Consider the following 15,884-nt stretch of genomic DNA (forward strand, 5'->3'; position numbering starts at 1 on the left):
CTTCGGTGGCCCAGTCTGCCCGCAGTGGGGGACAGCTGTCGCGGGTATGCGGCGCGCGTCCGGGCAGGGGCGGGGGAGCAGAGCCGCGACGGGTACGGGAGGATGTGGGGATCGCCCTATCGTCCCCTCCAGGAACGCAGGAGAACAGCAGCGCCATGCGTACTGTCGCCGTCGTCGGCACCGGTCTGATCGGCACCTCCGCCGCACTCGCGCTGACCGGGCGGGGCATCGCGGTCCATCTGTCCGACGCCGACCCCGACGCGGCCCGCACCGCCGCCTCGCTGGGCGCGGGCACCGTCGAGGAGCCCAGCGAGCCGGTGGACCTGGCGATCATCGCCGTCCCGCCCGCGCTGGTCGGCAGGGTGCTGGCCGACTGCCAGCGGCGTGGCCTGGCCCACTGCTACACCGACGTGGCGAGCGTGAAGTCCGGACCGCGCGCCGAGGTCGCCGCGCTGGGCTGCGACACCGTGCACTACATCGGCGGCCACCCGATGGCCGGCCGCGAGCAGTCCGGGCCGCTGGCCGCGCGCGCGGACCTGTTCGAGGGCCGGCCCTGGGTGCTCACCCCCACCGCCGACACCGAGACCGGGACGCTCAACGCCGCGCTGGAGCTGGTCGCGCTCTGCGGCGCCATGCCGGTGGTGATGGACGCCGCCGCGCACGACCGCGCCGTCGCGCTGGTCTCGCACACCCCGCAGCTGCTCTCCTCGCTGGTCGCCGCCCGCCTGGAGCACGCCGACGAGACGGCCGTGCGACTGGCCGGGCAGGGTGTGCGGGACGTCACCAGGATCGCCGCCTCCAACCCGCGGATGTGGCTGGACATCCTGTCCGCCAACGCGGGCGTGGTCGCCGACATCCTGGAGGAGCTGGCCGCCGACCTGGGCACCACCGTCGCCGCGCTGCGCGCGCTGGAGACCGGTGACGAGGCGGTCCGCCGCGCGGGCAGCGCGGACATCGAGGCGGTGATGCGGCGCGGCAACCACGGCCAGGCCCGGATCCCCGGCAAGCACGGCGCCCCGCCCACCCGCTACGAGACCGTGGTGGTGGCGATCGGGGACCAGCCCGGCGAGCTCAGCCGGCTCTTCCGGGAGGCCGCCCGGGCCGGGGTCAACATCGAGGACGTGGCGATCGACCACTCGGCGGGCCAGCGGGTCGGCCTGGTCCAGCTCCAGGTGGAGCCCTCGGCGGTGCGGCGGCTGGAGGAGGCGCTGGGGGAGCGCGGCTGGGACGTGCGGGACTGAGGGGTGCGGGACCGAGAGGTCCTGGGGCAGCCGGCGGTGGCGGGGTCGAGCCGGCTCGGAACCGGGGGCTGCGGGGCCGGTCGGGAGGGCGGCGCGACGGCGGCAGCCAGAGGGGTGTCCGCGGTCGTCTAACCTTGAGGTATCTCCCCGGGTGTCGAGAAGAGAGGTTCCCTGTGGACACTGCCGACCGAGCGCACGCCCCGGTCGTCGTCGCCATCGACGGACCCTCCGGTTCCGGCAAGTCGACCGTCTCCCGTGCGGTGGCGACCCGGCTCGGCCTCAGCTTCCTCGACACCGGTGCCATGTACCGGGCGATGACCTGGTGGATGCTGGCCAACGAGGTGGACGTGGACGACCCGGAGGCGGTGGCCATCGCTTGCGGCAAGCCGGTGATCGTCTCCGGCACGGACGCCGACGGCCCGACCATCACGGTCGACGGCCAGGACGTCTCCGGCCCGATCCGCGGTCCCGAGGTGACCGCCAAGGTCAGCGCGGTCGCCGCCGTCCCGCAGGTGCGGACCCGGCTGGTCGAGCTGCAGCGCGGCTGCGCCGGGCACGCCGAGCGGGGCATCGTCGCCGAGGGCCGGGACATGGGCACGGTGGTCTTCCCCGACGCCACGGCCAAGATCTTCCTGACTGCCTCCGGGGCCGCCCGGGCCGAGCGCCGCGCGGCCGAGCTGCGGGCCAAGGGCGTGGACGAGGCGACCATCGCCGAGATGGCGGCCGACCTGGTCCGCCGCGACGCCGCCGACTCCTCGCGGGCCACCGCACCGCTGACCCAGGCCGCGGACGCCGTCCTGGTGGACACCAGCGACCTGACGCTGCCGCAGGTCATCGACACCATCGCCGAGTTGGTGGAGCAGCGGGCCGGCCAGCGCTCGGCCGCCTAGCACCGCCCCTCGGCACCCGCCTTCGGTACCTCGGCGCCTCGGCGTCCCGGTGCCGGGGGATCAACGAGTTTTTTACGCGCTGCCCGACGTTCGCGTCCGGGCAGGTACGCACGGTCCGTCCGGATGACGGGCGGACCGGGAAATGGAACAGACGAAGATGAGCAACGAGCACGTCGCCGACGGTGCCGACCACGGTGAGCTGGATCCGGCCGAGTACGCCGAGTTCATGAGCCTGGCCGCCGAGGAGGGCTTCGACGCCGATGACCTCGACCTGGCCGAGCACGAGCACGTCCCGCTGCCGGTGCTGGCCGTCGTCGGCCGCCCCAATGTCGGCAAGTCGACCCTGGTCAACCGGATCATCGGCCGCCGCGAGGCGGTCGTCGAGGACAAGCCCGGCGTCACCCGCGACCGGGTGAGCTACGAGGCGACCTGGAACGGCCGCCGCTTCAAGGTCGTCGACACCGGCGGCTGGGAGATCGACGTCCTCGGCATCGACGCCATGGTGGCCGCGCAGGCCGAGCTGGGCATCGAGACCGCCGACGCCGTGCTCTTCGTGGTGGACGCCAACGTCGGCGCCACCGACACCGACGAGGCCCTGATCAAGGTGGTCCGCCGGGCCGGCAAGCCGACCGTGCTCTGCGCCAACAAGGTCGACGGCCCGTCGAGCGAGGCCGAGGCCTCCTACCTGTGGTCGCTCGGCCTGGGCGAGCCCTACCCCGTCTCCGCGCTGCACGGCCGCGGCTCCGGCGATCTGCTGGACGCCGTGATGGAGGCGCTGCCCGAGGCTCCGCCGCAGACCTTCGGCGTGACCGTCGGCGGCCCGCGCCGGGTCGCGCTGATCGGCCGCCCGAACGTCGGCAAGTCCAGCCTGCTGAACAAGGTGGCCGGTGAGGAGCGGGTCGTCGTCAACGAGCTGGCCGGCACCACCCGCGACCCGGTCGACGAGCTGATCCAGCTGGGCGGCAAGACCTGGAAGTTCATCGACACCGCCGGTATCCGCCGCCGGGTCCACCTGACCTCCGGCGCCGACTTCTACGCCTCGCTGCGCACCTCCGCCGCGCTGGACAAGGCCGAGGTCGCGGTCATCCTGATCGACTCCAGCGAGCCGCTCGCGGAGCAGGACACCCGGATCATCTCGATGGCTGTCGAGGCCGGGCGTGCCGTCGTGGTCGCCTACAACAAGTGGGACCAGATGGACGAGGAGCGCCGCTACTACCTGGAGCGCGAGATCGAGCAGGATCTCGTCCAGGTGCAGTGGGCGCCCCGGGTCAACGTCTCGGCGCTGACCGGCCGGCACATGGAGAAGCTGGTCCCGGCGATCGAGACGGCGCTGGCCGGCTGGGAGACCCGGATCTCGACCGCGAAGCTGAACGCCTTCCTCGGCGAGCTGGTCGCCGCCCACCCGCACCCGATCCGGGGCGGCAAGCAGCCGCGGATCCTGTTCGGGACCCAGGCCGGCACCCGGCCGCCGCGGTTCGTGCTCTTCGCCTCGGGCTTCCTGGAGGCCGGCTACCGGCGGTTCGTGGAGCGCCGGCTGCGTGAGGAGTTCGGCTTCGTCGGGACGCCGATCTCGATCTCGGTGCGGGTCCGGGAGAAGCGCAAGCGCAAGTAGTGGTGCGTAGTCGCTCGTCCCGCTGCTCCTCTTTATAGAGGTGCAGCGGGACGAGTGCAGCAGAACGGTCCGATGGCTGGGAGCAGCCATCGGACCGTTCTGTTTTCTGCCGGGGGCGAGAGGTGGGTCAGCTGCGGCCCGGAGGGAGCGAGAGCAGGGCGCCGCGGTGGCGGCCGGGGGCTGCCGGAGCCGGGGCAGCCGGGGCCGGGGCGGTGACCGGGGAGAGGTAGCCGGCGGCGACCCAGCCCTGGCCGGTGCTGGGCTGGCCCTGCGGGGGCTGGTGATGCTGCTGCTGTTGCTGGTTGGGCTGGGGGTGTTGGTGCTGGTGTTGTGGCTGCTGCTGTGAGGGGTGGGGCTGGTAGCCGGTGCCTTGATACTGCTGGTGACCGGTCTGGTGCTGGCCGGCGTGGGGCTGACCGGTCTGGTGCTGGCCGACGTGGGGCTGACCGGTCTGATGGTGGACGGCCTGCTGCTGCGGTACGAACTGCGGGGCGCCCGGCAGTTGTCCCCCATAGGTGGGGAAGGACTGGTGGTGCGGGAGCGCGGCGAGGTGGTGATCCGTGGCGAACGGGGTGCGACTGCCGTACGGGTCGCGGTAGCCGTCCAACTGGGCGGCGTGCGGGGCATGGTGTGAGCCGGGGTGCGGTCCGGGGTGCGAGCTGAGGTGCGCGCTGGCGTGCGAGCCGGGGAAGGGGCGCTCACGGACCGCGAAGCCGGTGAACCGGAGGTCCTCCTCGCCGCTGCGGTCGCCCGGCAGGGCACGGAAGAGGCGGCGGTACTCGGAGTACAGCTCGTCGTAGATCGGCGTCGGGGTGGGGGCCACGGGATGCTCCCCGTCGTACGACGGCCTCATCGCCGGGATCCCTCGGGTAGCGGTGGTCTGGCGGAAGGCTGAGGTCACGTCGTAGCTGTACACGTAGGGCCCAACGAGCGAAGGCTGCCGGGGATGCGGCCGTAGCGGCGGGTGCCCGGGGTACCGGGGCGTGATGGGCGCTTGCGGTCCGTCGCGCGCCGGTGACGACAGGCCCCGGGGCCTGCCCGGCGAATCTTGCCGGACAGGCCCCAGGCGTCGGGTCCGCTCAGGTGCCGGCCAGCGGGAGGCTGGCGGCCACCAGCAGGCCCTGGGCCGCCGCACGGTCCAGAGCGTTGCGCAGCAGGTCCTCCCGGGGCTGGCGGCCGATCGTCCCGGCGGGCGCCGCGTACATGATCACCTCGGACTGCCGGGCCGCCGCGGCGCGCCAGGCGTCGGTGACCACCAGCGGCTGGTGCGCCTGCCACCAGGCGCTGTTGCCGACCGCGGACGGCTGCAGGATCGCGTGCAGCCGTCCCATCGCCACCAGCACCGACCAACCCGCCAGCCGGGCCGGCGGCTTGTCGACGTCGTTGATCGGCAGGAAGCCGTGGTCGCGGAGCAGCGGGAGGAACTCGTCCGCGCCGGTCACCGTGCCCGGCCGGCCGACCGGCCCGGTCGGCTCCACGACCAGCGCGGCGTGCCCGGTGTCGCCGCAGAGCACCAGCCCGCAGGTGACGCCGAGGACGGCCGGTTCGCCGGGCGCCGGGACCCCTTGGTCGCCGGCCGGGGCGGCTGACGCGGCGGGAGCGGGGGCGGTGGGAGCGGGGGTGGTGGGAGCCGGGACGGCTGCGGGGGCCTGGGGCGCGGCGTGGGACGGGGTGAGCGGCAGGCCCAGGGCGTCCACGGCGGTGGCGCCGGCGGTGCCCCCGAGCGGGTCGATGGCTGCGGCCGGGGCGAGGCCGCCGCCCAGCCCGACGGAGGCGGCTCCCGGGGTGCCGGGGTGGGCGTACGGGTCCGCCGGGTAGCCCGCCTGCGTCGGCTGCCCGCTGCCCTGCGCCTGACTGATGCTGCGCACCGCCCCGAGCAGTTGCTCCTCGGAGACCGGCACGACCTGCGAGGGGATGCACCGTGCGTGGGCGAACGCCAGCACCGCCGTCTCGTCGCCGACGAAGAGCACGGTGCTGGTCGGCTCGCTCAGGGAGTGGCCGGGGGTCCGGCAGGAGGTGCAGTCGTAGGTGTCGGGGGTGTGTGCCCCGCCGAGTAGTTGGTCGGCCTCGTCGTCGCCGATCTCGGCTCGGACCTCGTCGCTGACATCGAGCATGCGCGGCAACAGGACTCCTTGATTCGTTGGCTGGGCGGCCCGGGTAGGCCCGGCCGCCATTACCAACGGCGCGTTGTGGTCGGAGTCACGGGTTGGGGGGTCGAGTGTCGCTTTTTTCCATCTCGGCGACTTCGGATAGTGCTCGACCGGTCACAAACTGTCGACGATGTGATCAGGCTCACGCTCCACAAAATGTGACCGGCGCCACGCGGACAAGAGGTTTGAGTCGTAGAAAAGGTTACAAAACGGACATTGGACCTTGGAAGTGTTTGATCGTTACCGCGGGTAACATTGCGCTGACCTGGCTGAACCCTGAGCGGCTCATGAATTTGTTGATTCGGGGCAGCCTCGCGCCCTAACTTCATCCCCGGTGCAACGAGCACCACCCGGGCTCACTCCCCGAGGCACCGCACCTGGTGCCACCGCGCCACCGACGTGTCTCTGTCGGCGGTGATGGCGGAGTGGCCGGGGCGGCGCGGTACGTCGGACACGTACTCGGCCGCCCACAGGACGCCGCAAGCGAGATCGGCCCCTCACCGGGCCTGGTTCCGCCTGCCCGCCCGGGGCTGCCGAGAGGGATTCCATGACTTTCCGTAACGAGAACGCCGCTGCCACCACCGCTGCCACCAAGCGCAACCGCGTGCGGCTGGCCGTTCTGGGCGGCGCGGTTGCCGTCCTTCCGGTGGCCGGCCTCGTCACGGCCACCACGGCCTCCGCCGCCTCGACCTCGACCTGGGACGCCGTCGCCCAGTGCGAGAGCACCGGCAACTGGAGCATCAACAGTGGTAACGGCTTCTACGGGGGCCTGCAGTTCACCTCCAGCACCTGGGCCGCCTACGGCGGCACCCAGTACGCCGGGCAGGCCAACCTGGCCACCAAGGCCCAGCAGATCGCCGTGGCCGAGAAGGTCCTGGCCAGCCAGGGCCCCGGCGCCTGGCCCGTCTGCTCGGTCAAGGCCGGCCTGACCGCCGGTGGCGCCCCCGCCGCCGTCGACACCTCGGCTCCGGCCCCGGCCCCGAAGGCCGCCGCCGCGCCGCAGACCCCCGCGCCGAAGGCTCCCGCCAAGCAGACCCCGGCGCCGCAGGCCCCGGCCAAGCAGGCTCCGGCTGCGCCGGCTCCCGCCCAGTCGGCCCCGGCCCAGGACTCGAAGCCGGCCGCCAAGCCGACCAAGCCTGCCAAGCCTGCCAAGCCGGCGGACCAGGGCTCGAACTCCGCGGGCGGCTACACCGTCAAGTCCGGTGACACGCTGAGCGAGATCGCTGCCGCGCACGGCACCGACTGGAAGTCGCTGTACCAGAAGAACGCTCAGGTCATCGGCGCTGACGCCAACCTGATCATGCCTGGCCAGGTGCTCTCCTTCTGAGCTCGTGAGGCCCTGAGGCCCTGAGGCCCTGAGCTTCTGAGCTTCTGAGCTCCTGAGCTTCTGAGCTCCTGAGCTCCTGAGCTCCTGAGCTCCTGAGCTCCTGAGCTCCTGAGCTTCTGCGCGAGCAGAGCGAGCAGTACGTGGATCGACCGTCGTCCCGGGTGGGGCGGCGGTCGAACGCGTTGGAGTGGTGGGGCGTTGGGGCGGCAGGGTGGTGGGGCGTTGGCTGATGGGGCGGCAGGCTGTCGGGGGCTCTGATGGCGTAGCCGGGGGCGGTCCCGCTCGCGGGTGGGCAGGTGCCTCGGGGACAGTCGGAGGATGCGATCCGGTCGGTCGGGCAGCCGGCGAACGGCGGTCAAGGCCCGAATACCCGTCAGCCGTCGAATACCCGTCAGCCGTCGAATAGCCGTCAGTGTTCGAAGCCATGTCAGGCCTCGCATGCTCGCGATGCTCTGCAGCGCCGCGTTCGTCCTCGCGACCCCCGCCAGGGCCGCCGCCGAGGGCAGGCCGGCCCCGGTCACCGACGCCACCTGGGACCAGGTCGCCGACTGCGAGAGCGACGGTGACTGGACCGCCGACACCGGTAACGGCTACTACGGCGGTCTGCAGATCTGGCCGCCGACCTGGCGGGAGGCCGGTGGCCTGCGCTACGCCACCCGTCCGGACCTGGCGACTCGGCGACAGCAGATCACGGTGGCCCAGGAGATCCTGAACGAGCAGGGCTGGGAGGCCTGGTCCGCCTGCGCGCGCGACCTGGGGCTGCTGCACGACCGACCGCCGGCGGGCACGGGACCGCCTTCGGGGGGCATGGGACCCTCTTCGGCGGGCACGGGACCCCCTTCGGTCAACACGGGACCGAGGCCCGCCGATGATCGCTGAGAGTGACTGAGGGTGTTGGTGGTCGTCGGCTCTGTGGGCGCGGGGTGGGAAGCTGGTGCTGAGGCCGGTGGCGGATGACGACGCCGGTGTGGTGGCCGGTGTGGCGGCCGTGTGGTGGCCGACGGCTGGTGGCATGGAGGTGGGATCCGGTGGCCGTGGATGTCGTGGTGGTGGGCAGCGTCAACCTTGACCAGGTGATCGAGGTCGAGTCCCTGCCCGTTCCCGGGGAGACCGTCCAGGGCGGTCCGATCATCCGACTCGGTGGTGGCAAGGGAGCCAACCAGGCCGTGGCCGCCGCCCGGCTGGGTTGCTCGGTGGCCTTCGTCGGCGCCGTCGGTACGGACGCCGACAGCGCGCAGCTGCGCGCCGAACTCCTCGCCGAGGGCGTGGACGTCATCCGGCTCGCGGCCGTGGAGGGCCCGCCCGGTCACGCCGTCGTGCTGGTCGACCGGCAGGCGGAGAACGTTGTGGTGGTCTCGCCCGGAGCCAACGCCCGGCTCGATACCGCCGCCGTCGAGGCTGCGCGCGAACTGCTCGCCGGCGCCTCGGTGGTGGTCGCGCAGTTGGAGATCCCGCTCCCGGCCGTGCTGGCCGCCGCCCGGCTCGCCGGCGCCACCTTCATCCTCAACCCCGCGCCGGCCCCCGCCGGGCTGCCCGACGAACTCTGGCCGCTGGTCGACGTCCTGGTGCCCAATCGCACCGAGCTGGCCAGGCTCTGCGGCGTCCCCGACAGCGCGCTGACGGCCCCCGGCGAGGTGGCCCGGCTGGCCGGGGGCCTGCCGTGCGAGCGGGTGGTGGTCACGCTCGGCGGGGACGGCGCGCTGGTCCGGGACGGCGAGTCGACCGAGCTGATCGCCGCGCCGACCGTGCACGCCGTCGACACCACCGGAGCCGGTGACACCTTCTGCGGCGCGCTGGCCGTCGAGCTGGCGGAGGACCGGAGCCTGGCCGACGCCGCGCGTTTCGCGGTCCGGGCGGCCGCGCTGAGCGTCGAGCGGACCGGCGCCCGCACCGCGATGCCGACCCGGGCGCGGCTGGCGGCTGGTGTGGAGCGGGTAGCGGGTGTGGAACGGGTGGCCGGCGTCGGGCCGGCGGCGAGTGACGGGCGGGTGGCGGGTGCGGAGCAGGCGGCCGGCGTCGGGCGGGCGGTGCGCCGGGATTCGGTCGGCGGGTGACGCGGTGACGGGTGAGCTGTTCGGGCGGTCGAGGACGGTGCTGGCGCCCGGAGCCGTCCTGCTCCCCGACTGGCTGGACGCCACCGAGCAGCGCGAGCTGGTCGGCGCGTGCCGCGAGTGGGCCCGACCGCCCGCCGGTCTGCGGACCGTGCGGCTGCCCGGCGGCGCGGAGATGTCGGTCCGCCAGCTCTGCCTCGGCTGGCACTGGGGCGTGGTCAGCCGCTGTCCGACCTGCAAGGTCGCGCGCAAGGTGGTGGCGGACTGCCCGCAGCACTGGTTCCCGTACGCGTACACGCGCCGGGTGCACGATGGCGACGGGTCCCCGGTCAAGCCGTTCCCGGCGCTGCTCGACACCCTCGCCCGGCGGGCCGTCGTGGCGGCGTACGGGGAGGCGGCGTACGGGGAGGCGGGGGACGGCGTCGGGGACGGCGGCGTCGGGGGCGGGGACGGCGGCGTTAGGGACGGCGGTGGGGGTGGGGATGTCGGTGGGGACGGGCCGGAAATCGCCGGTGCCGTCGGGTACGCGCCCGATGTGGCGTTGGTGAACCACTACGCCGCCGGTGCCCGGATGGGCCTGCACCAGGACCGCGAGGAGCGCATCGACGCCCCCGTCGTCTCGCTGTCCCTCGGAGACTCCTGCGTCTTCCGGCTCGGCGGCAGCCAGGCTCGGACCGGTCCGTGGACCGACGTCGAGCTGCGCAGCGGTGACCTGCTGGTCTTCGGCGGCCCGGCCCGGTACGCCTACCACGGTGTCCTGCGCACGCTGCCCGGCACAGCCGATCCCGAGCTGCGGCTCGGCGAGCCCGGCCCCGCGCTCACCGGGCGGCTCAACATCACGGTGCGGCAGTCCGGGTTGACGGGGCCGCCGCCGGCCGCGTAGGCGTTCGGGCTGTCGGGGCGGCCTTTTTCGGTCAGCGGTCCGTCACCGGTCGGTGGCTGTCCGTGGGATCGCCGCCGGCCGGTGGCAGGCGCGCCGACCTGCGGGAATTCCCTGGCGGTGCGCAGACTTCCAACTGGACAGCAGCGGTATGCCGCCGGCACCACCGGCGTGCCCGTTGGGAGAGGACGCACACCATGGGAACGCCTGTCGATCAACTCGTCGACCTGCTGGATCTGGAGCAGATCGAGCTCAACATCTTCCGTGGCCGCAGCCCCGAGGAATCGCTGCAGCGGACCTTCGGCGGGCAGGTGGCCGGCCAGGCGCTGGTGGCCGCCGGCCGGACGGTGGCGGACGCCCGTCCCGTCCACTCGCTGCACGCCTACTTCCTGCGCCCCGGGGTCCCCGGGGTGCCGATCGTCTACCAGGTCGACCGGATCCGGGACGGTCGTTCGTTCACCACCCGACGGGTCCTCGGCATCCAGCAGGGCCGCAGCATCTTCGCGCTCACCGCCGACTTCCACGTCCCCGAGCCCGGCGGTATCGAGCACCAGGAGGCGATGCCCGTCGTCCCCGCCCCCGAGGAACTGCCCAGCGCGCTGGAGGAGGTCGGCCAGCGGCTCGGCGAGCTCCCGCCGTTCATCAGCCGCCGTCAGCCGTTCGACATCCGCTACGTCGAGCGGCTGCGCTGGACGCAGGAGGAACTGGTCGGTGTCGAACCGCGCAGCGGCGTCTGGCTGCGGACCAACGGCGCCCTCCCCGACGACCCGCTGATCCACGTCTGCGCGCTGACCTACGCCAGCGACATGACCCTGCTGGACTCGGTCCGTGCTCCGGTCGAACCGCTGTGGGGCCGACGGAACTTCGACATGGCCTCGCTCGACCACGCGATGTGGTTCCACCAGCCGTTCCGCGCCGACGAGTGGCTGCTCTACCAGCAGGAGTCCCCGATCGCGCAGGGCGCGCGGGGCCTGGCGCGTGGTCAGATCTTCGACCGCAATGGCCGGTTGGTGGTGTCGGTGGTGCAGGAGGGGCTGTTCCGGCCGCTGCGGGAGAGCTGACGGCAGACTGACGCACCGTCATTCATCCGGTGGATACGACGGACAGGTACGACGGACAGGTACGACGGACAGGTACGACGGACAGGTACGACGGACAGGTATCAGGAGAGCTTTCCATGACGACCGACGCCGAGGAATGGCAGCGCTGGACCGAGGCCCGGATGGCGTCCGTGGGTGCGCCGCACGGCGTGCTGGCGCTCATCGGCACGCACTGGTTGAGCGCCGACCCGGCCGCGATACCCGGCGTCCCCGGCCGGTGGTCCGCGGACCCGGACGGCGTGCGGGTGTCGGCGTCGGCCGCGGACGGCCTGCGGACGGGCGCCGGCAACGAGGTGGTGGCGGGCGAGCTCCTGCTGCGCCCCGACACCCATGCCGAGGCCGCCGTGGTCCGGTACGGGGAGGTGCTGCTGGTCCCGATCGAGCGGGAGGGGGAGCTCGCCCTGCGGGTCTTCGACCCCGACGCCGAGGGCCGGGCGCACTTCGCGGGCATCTCGACCTTCCCGTACGCGCCGGAGTGGAGCGTGCCGGCCGTCTTCACCCCGTACGAGACCGGCGCGCGGACGGTGACCGTCCCGAACGCCGACGGCCGGGAGCGGCCGCTGGACGTCACCGGGGAGATCGCCTTCCGGCTGGCCGGCGAGTCGTACTCGCTGACCGTGGGCCACTCCGGCGACCGGCTGAGCGGCGTGTTCGCCGACGCCGGCAGCGGACGGGAGAGCTACCGCTTCCGCTTCATCACCCTGCCCGGGCCCGACGCCGAGGGCCACACCGTGCTGGACCTGAACCGCGCCTACCTGCCGCCCTGCGCCTTCGCGGACCACTTCATCTGCCCGTTCCCGCCCCCGGGCAACCGGCTGGCGGTGGCGGTGCGGGCGGGGGAGAAGGCGGTACTGCGCGGCTGAACATCCCGTCACCCGTCACCCGCCACCCGTCACCGGAGTCCCGGGATTCCGGATTCCGGGACCCGGTGACGGGTGGCGGGTGGCCGGGGGTGACGATAGGTCGCTGTGTCGACCAATCATCCCACCTCTTCCCCGCCCGACCCGGATCCCGCGGCCGCCGCCGACGGCTCGGATGACCGTTCACCTGGCCGCTCGCAGAATTCCGGGCGAATAGGGCGAGTGCTGCGGGGCGCGGTCGCCGACCTCACCCCGCTGCGCGCGAGCGCCGACTACCGGCGGATCTGGTTCGGTCAGGCCGTCTCCTCGATCGGCCAGCAGATGACCGCCGTCGCGGTGTCGGTCCAGGTGTACGCGCTCACCGGCTCCACCCTCGCCACCGGCGCGGTCGGCCTCTGCTCGCTCCTCCCGCTGCTCACCTTCGGCCTGTACGGCGGAGCGATCGCCGACACCGTGGACCGCCGCAAGCTGGGCCTGATCGGCGCCGCCGGCCTCGCCGTGGTCTCCGCGCTGCTGGCCACCCAGGCCCTGCTCGGCCTGCGGCAGGTCGCGCTGCTGTACCTGGCCGTGGCGCTGCAGGGCGGCTTCTACGCGATCTCCTCGCCCGCCCGTTCCTCGATGATCCCGCGCCTGCTCCCCGCCGAGCAGCTGCCCGCCGCCAACGCCCTCAACACGATCAGCATGAACCTGGGCATGACGGTGGGTCCGATGCTCGGCGGTCTGCTGATCGGAACATACGGAGGCCAGGCCGCATACCTGGTCGACACCGTGGCGTTCACCGCCACCCTGTACGCGATGTGGCGCCTGCCGGCGATGCGCCCCGAGCGCGCGGGCGGCCGCGCCGGGCGCGCCTCGGTGCTGGACGGCCTGCGCTTCCTGCGCGCGCAGCCCAACCTGCGGACCAGCTTCCTGGCCGACCTGGCCGCGATGATCTTCGGCCTGCCGCGCTCGCTCTTCCCCGCCCTCGCCACCGCCTACTACGGCGGCCACGCGGGCACCGTCGGTCTGCTGGTCGCCGCCCCCGCCGTCGGCGCGCTGACCGGCGCCCTCTTCTCCGGCTGGATCTCCCGGGTCCAGCGGCACGGCGCCGCGGTACTCGCCGCCGTCACCGCCTGGGGCCTGTCCATCGCCGCCTTCGGCCTCACCGCCGGCCACCTCTGGCTGGGCCTGGCCCTGCTCGCCGTGGCCGGCTGCGCGGACACCGTCAGCATGATCTTCCGCAACACGATGATGCAGGTCGCGGCCCCCGACGAGATGCGCGGCCGCCTCCAGGGCGTCTTCATGGTCGTGGTGGTCGGCGGCCCCCGCCTCGGCGACTTCGAGTCCGGCACCGTCGCCACCCTCACGACCCCCACCGTCTCGGTGATCTCCGGTGGCCTCGCCTGCGTCGCCGTCATCCTCCTCCTCGCGGCCCGCCGCCCCGCCTTCCTCCGCTACGACGCCCGCCACCCCACCCCCTGACCCCGAGCCCCCGGCACCACCACCCACTTCGTGACCTGCACCGGAACCTGGCAGCGAGCACCCCCCGCCGTGCTGTATTGTTTTCCACGTCGCCGGGACACCGGGGACAAGGTCGAGAAGCCAGGATCTGATCCTGGCAGCGAGACCACGGGACGTGGCGCAGCTTGGTAGCGCACTTGACTGGGGGTCAAGGGGTCGCAGGTTCAAATCCTGTCGTCCCGACCGGCGTTTACGCAGGTCGGAGGCCGTTTCCGCTGAACAGCGGGAACGGCCTTTTTGCTGTGGTGGTCGCAGTGTGGTCGCAAGCGGTTCCTGCGCGCCGCGTCGGGGGAGCTGGGCTCTCTTTGTGCAACCCTTTTGCGGCTTTTGCTCGTTTGATCGAGGTGACTGAGTGTAGTCGGCGACCGATCAGGCTGGTATCCAGGCTCGCCGTGGGTCCGGCTGGCCGAACGTGGGCATGCCTGGGGGACCCACCGCAGTTGCTGGGGTGGGCAGTGAGCCTGAGTGATCGCCAGCTCTGGGCTGCCGGTGTTGGCTCTTGCCGCGGCTCGGCGGGTCGGGGGATGTGCGGCTGTCAGGCCGCGTGGCTGAAGAGCGGGTTCGGCCTGTTGGTGTTGTGGGCGAGGGCGAGGGCGAGGGCGTCGGCGGTACGGCCGGCGCGGGCCTCGACGAGGCAGAGCCTGGTTTCGATGGTGTGTACCGTGGCCATGGCGACGTCCCAGGTCAGGTGGCTGTAGATGTTCGCGGTGGTCGAGAGTGTGGAGTGCCGCAGGGTCTTGGAGATGATCGCCATGGGGACGTTGCCCTCCAGGGCGAGGGTGGCGGCGAGGTGGCGCAGGTCGTGGATGGTCACGTGGTGTAGGTGCCAAGAACCATATCCGTGCTGGTCACGCTGCATGTTGGTATTCGTGCAGGATGCCGCCGAGGCGGTCGTGTCGGCGGAGGTCGAGGTGGGTGAGCCGGTCGGGTTCGGTGATGGGTTCGGCCAGTTGGCGGAGGGGCGCGGCGCCGGCGAGGCTGCGGTGGGGCCTGTGCGTGTTGTAGAACTGCTCGTACTCGCGTAGTGCGTGGAGTAGGTGGGCCTGGTTCCAGATGAGGGTGCGGTCGAGGAGCTCGGTTCGGCAGGATCGCACCCAGCGCTCCATGATCGCGTTCATGCGCGGCATCCTGACGCCGGTCTGGACGATCTCGATTCCCTCGGCCTGCAGAACGGCGTCGAAGGTGGCCGGGTAGCGGACGGCCCGGTCTCGGATCAGGAACTTCACCCTGGTGCCCGTGTCCTGAAGGTCCATGACCATGTTCCGGGCGAGCTGGGTCATCCAGGCCGCGGTGGGGTGGGCGGTCGCGCCGAGGATCCGCACGCGTCGGGTGGCGTGCTCGATCACCGCGAGGACGGTCACGGTCGCTCCGGTCAAGGTCTTGGTCTCGAAGAAGTCGGCGGCGAGGATGGCGTGGGCTTGGGAGCGCAGGAAGGTCGCCCAGGTGGTGTGGTCGCGTTCGGGTGCGGGGTCGATGCCGTGTTCCTTGAGGATGTTCCACACGGTGGAGGCGGCGACCTTGATGCCGAGGGTCGCGAGTTCGCCGTGGATGCGCCGGTAGCCCCAGTTGCGGTTGTCGCTGGCGAGCCGGAGCACCAGGGCGCGGACGGAGCGCACGGTGCGCGGACGACCCGGGCGTTTGGGGCGGGAGGCCTTGGCGTGGCGGCGGTGCAGCAGGTCGCGGTGCCAGCGCAGGAGCGTGTCGGGGGAGATGATCAGCTGGAGTCGACGAAGTTGCACTCGGGGGAGGTGGTGCAGGAGTGCGGCGAGTAGCGCGCGGTCGGGCCAGGTGAGCTTCGGTTTGTCGGTCTGCCGCTGTAGCACAGCCAGTTGGTGGCGTAGCGCCAGGATCTCGGCGTCCTTGTCGCGGTCGCTCATCGGCAGGAGCCATATCAAGGTGAACACACTTGTCAAGGCCAGGTAGGGCAGTCGCAGCAACACCGGACCATCCTGGAACCAGCCGGAGCCAGCTGGCAATCACCGAGCGAGAGCTCCGCTGTCACTCGCCCGGCCGGCCTCGCGACAGCGCCCATACGTCAACTGACCAGCACGGACGTGGTTCTTGGCACCTACAGCGCTGGAGCACGTGTTGCGGGGCTTGAACGTCAATGATCACCTCCGCGGGATCCAGCCCTACGACGAGGAAGCCCGCCTGGTCGCCCTGTTCGCGACCCTCGTCGACGCCTACGTCAAGAGTGATCGCCTCGGAGGGTCGAGCGCGCGGGATCTCTCCTCCAGTTTGCGCTCGCGGGGCGATCACCGTGCGACCACCCG

The 15,884-nt window shown here is 72.4% G+C and carries 14 protein-coding genes and 1 tRNA gene; 11 read left to right on the top strand and 4 right to left on the bottom strand.

All coding sequences use genetic code 11. From position 1 onward, the window contains the following. Positions 1 to 155 precede the first annotated feature (155 nt). The 3 genes from ACFZB9_RS30495 (at position 156) to der (ending at position 3,743) form a co-directional block, all read left to right on the top strand. Positions 156 to 1,241, top strand: a complete 1,086-nt coding sequence (locus tag ACFZB9_RS30495; RefSeq protein ID WP_391452507.1) for a prephenate dehydrogenase — start codon at positions 156 to 158, stop codon at positions 1,239 to 1,241. Positions 1,242 to 1,414: 173 nt separating this feature from the next. After that, complete coding sequence (cmk, locus tag ACFZB9_RS30500; protein WP_391452508.1) at positions 1,415 to 2,131, top strand: (d)CMP kinase; 717 nt, start codon at positions 1,415 to 1,417, stop codon at positions 2,129 to 2,131. Between the two features lie 157 nt (positions 2,132 to 2,288). Next, positions 2,289 to 3,743 carry a ribosome biogenesis GTPase Der gene (der, locus tag ACFZB9_RS30505; RefSeq protein WP_391452510.1) on the top strand — a complete coding sequence of 485 codons (1,455 nt, stop codon included), beginning with the start codon at positions 2,289 to 2,291 and terminating at the stop codon, positions 3,741 to 3,743. Positions 3,744 to 3,870: 127 nt separating this feature from the next. Here der and ACFZB9_RS30510 read toward each other — a convergent pair whose 3' ends face one another. After that, on the bottom strand, positions 3,871 to 4,566 hold the full coding sequence (locus ACFZB9_RS30510; RefSeq protein ID WP_391452511.1) for a hypothetical protein: 696 nt from the start codon (positions 4,564 to 4,566) through the stop codon (positions 3,871 to 3,873). Positions 4,567 to 4,822: 256 nt separating this feature from the next. Continuing rightward, complete coding sequence (locus tag ACFZB9_RS30515; RefSeq protein ID WP_391452513.1) at positions 4,823 to 5,857, bottom strand: hypothetical protein; 1,035 nt, start codon at positions 5,855 to 5,857, stop codon at positions 4,823 to 4,825. Positions 5,858 to 6,440: 583 nt separating this feature from the next. Here ACFZB9_RS30515 and ACFZB9_RS30520 point away from each other — a divergent pair. From ACFZB9_RS30520 to ACFZB9_RS30555, 8 genes are all read left to right on the top strand, one after another. Continuing rightward, positions 6,441 to 7,220 carry a transglycosylase family protein gene (locus ACFZB9_RS30520; RefSeq protein WP_391452515.1) on the top strand — a complete coding sequence of 260 codons (780 nt, stop codon included), beginning with the start codon at positions 6,441 to 6,443 and terminating at the stop codon, positions 7,218 to 7,220. A gap of 447 nt (positions 7,221 to 7,667) precedes the next feature. After that, positions 7,668 to 8,099, top strand: a complete 432-nt coding sequence (locus ACFZB9_RS30525) for a transglycosylase family protein (RefSeq protein ID WP_391452517.1) — start codon at positions 7,668 to 7,670, stop codon at positions 8,097 to 8,099. A 149-nt stretch (positions 8,100 to 8,248) separates the two neighbouring features. Further along, entirely contained in the window at positions 8,249 to 9,274 is a 1,026-nt protein-coding gene (locus ACFZB9_RS30530; protein ID WP_391452519.1) for a ribokinase, read from the top strand. Positions 9,275 to 9,278: 4 nt separating this feature from the next. After that, positions 9,279 to 10,154 carry an alpha-ketoglutarate-dependent dioxygenase AlkB family protein gene (locus tag ACFZB9_RS30535; RefSeq protein ID WP_391452521.1) on the top strand — a complete coding sequence of 292 codons (876 nt, stop codon included), beginning with the start codon at positions 9,279 to 9,281 and terminating at the stop codon, positions 10,152 to 10,154. A gap of 194 nt (positions 10,155 to 10,348) precedes the next feature. Next, the gene (locus ACFZB9_RS30540) at positions 10,349 to 11,212 is read left to right on the top strand and encodes an acyl-CoA thioesterase (protein ID WP_391452522.1); all 864 of its coding nucleotides are present in this window, start codon (positions 10,349 to 10,351) and stop codon (positions 11,210 to 11,212) included. Positions 11,213 to 11,328: 116 nt separating this feature from the next. Beyond that, complete coding sequence (locus ACFZB9_RS30545; RefSeq protein WP_391452524.1) at positions 11,329 to 12,114, top strand: DUF1684 domain-containing protein; 786 nt, start codon at positions 11,329 to 11,331, stop codon at positions 12,112 to 12,114. Positions 12,115 to 12,219: 105 nt separating this feature from the next. Further along, entirely contained in the window at positions 12,220 to 13,572 is a 1,353-nt protein-coding gene (locus ACFZB9_RS30550) for an MFS transporter (protein ID WP_391452526.1), read from the top strand. Positions 13,573 to 13,720: 148 nt separating this feature from the next. Further along, positions 13,721 to 13,794 (top strand) — tRNA-Pro (locus tag ACFZB9_RS30555). Between the two features lie 352 nt (positions 13,795 to 14,146). On the opposite strand, the gene ACFZB9_RS30560 is transcribed toward ACFZB9_RS30555, so the two are convergent. Both ACFZB9_RS30560 and ACFZB9_RS30565 read right to left on the bottom strand, forming a co-directional pair. Next, the gene (locus tag ACFZB9_RS30560) at positions 14,147 to 14,470 is read right to left on the bottom strand and encodes a hypothetical protein (protein ID WP_391452528.1); all 324 of its coding nucleotides are present in this window, start codon (positions 14,468 to 14,470) and stop codon (positions 14,147 to 14,149) included. Continuing rightward, complete coding sequence (locus ACFZB9_RS30565; protein WP_391452530.1) at positions 14,460 to 15,551, bottom strand: integrase core domain-containing protein; 1,092 nt, start codon at positions 15,549 to 15,551, stop codon at positions 14,460 to 14,462. Before ACFZB9_RS30565 ends, ACFZB9_RS30560 begins: the two co-directional genes overlap by 11 nt. Between the last annotated feature and the right edge of the window lie 333 nt (positions 15,552 to 15,884).

This window comes from Kitasatospora sp. NPDC008050 (assembly GCF_042957465.1).
Classification (GTDB): Bacteria; Actinomycetota; Actinomycetes; order Streptomycetales; family Streptomycetaceae; genus Kitasatospora.

Bases quoted from the DNA above. Each gene is read 5' to 3' on its own strand.
- ACFZB9_RS30495 (WP_391452507.1), top strand. From the start codon at position 156: ATGCGTACTGTCGCCGTCGTCGGCACCGGTCTGATCGGCACCTCCGCC.
- der (WP_391452510.1), top strand. From the start codon at position 2,289: ATGAGCAACGAGCACGTCGCCGACGGTGCCGACCACGGTGAGCTGGAT.
- ACFZB9_RS30515 (WP_391452513.1), bottom strand. From the start codon at position 5,857: ATGCTCGATGTCAGCGACGAGGTCCGAGCCGAGATCGGCGACGACGAG.
- ACFZB9_RS30520 (WP_391452515.1), top strand. From the start codon at position 6,441: ATGACTTTCCGTAACGAGAACGCCGCTGCCACCACCGCTGCCACCAAG.
- ACFZB9_RS30525 (WP_391452517.1), top strand. From the start codon at position 7,668: ATGCTCTGCAGCGCCGCGTTCGTCCTCGCGACCCCCGCCAGGGCCGCC.
- ACFZB9_RS30540 (WP_391452522.1), top strand. From the start codon at position 10,349: ATGGGAACGCCTGTCGATCAACTCGTCGACCTGCTGGATCTGGAGCAG.
- ACFZB9_RS30545 (WP_391452524.1), top strand. From the start codon at position 11,329: ATGACGACCGACGCCGAGGAATGGCAGCGCTGGACCGAGGCCCGGATG.
- ACFZB9_RS30560 (WP_391452528.1), bottom strand. From the start codon at position 14,470: ATGCAGCGTGACCAGCACGGATATGGTTCTTGGCACCTACACCACGTG.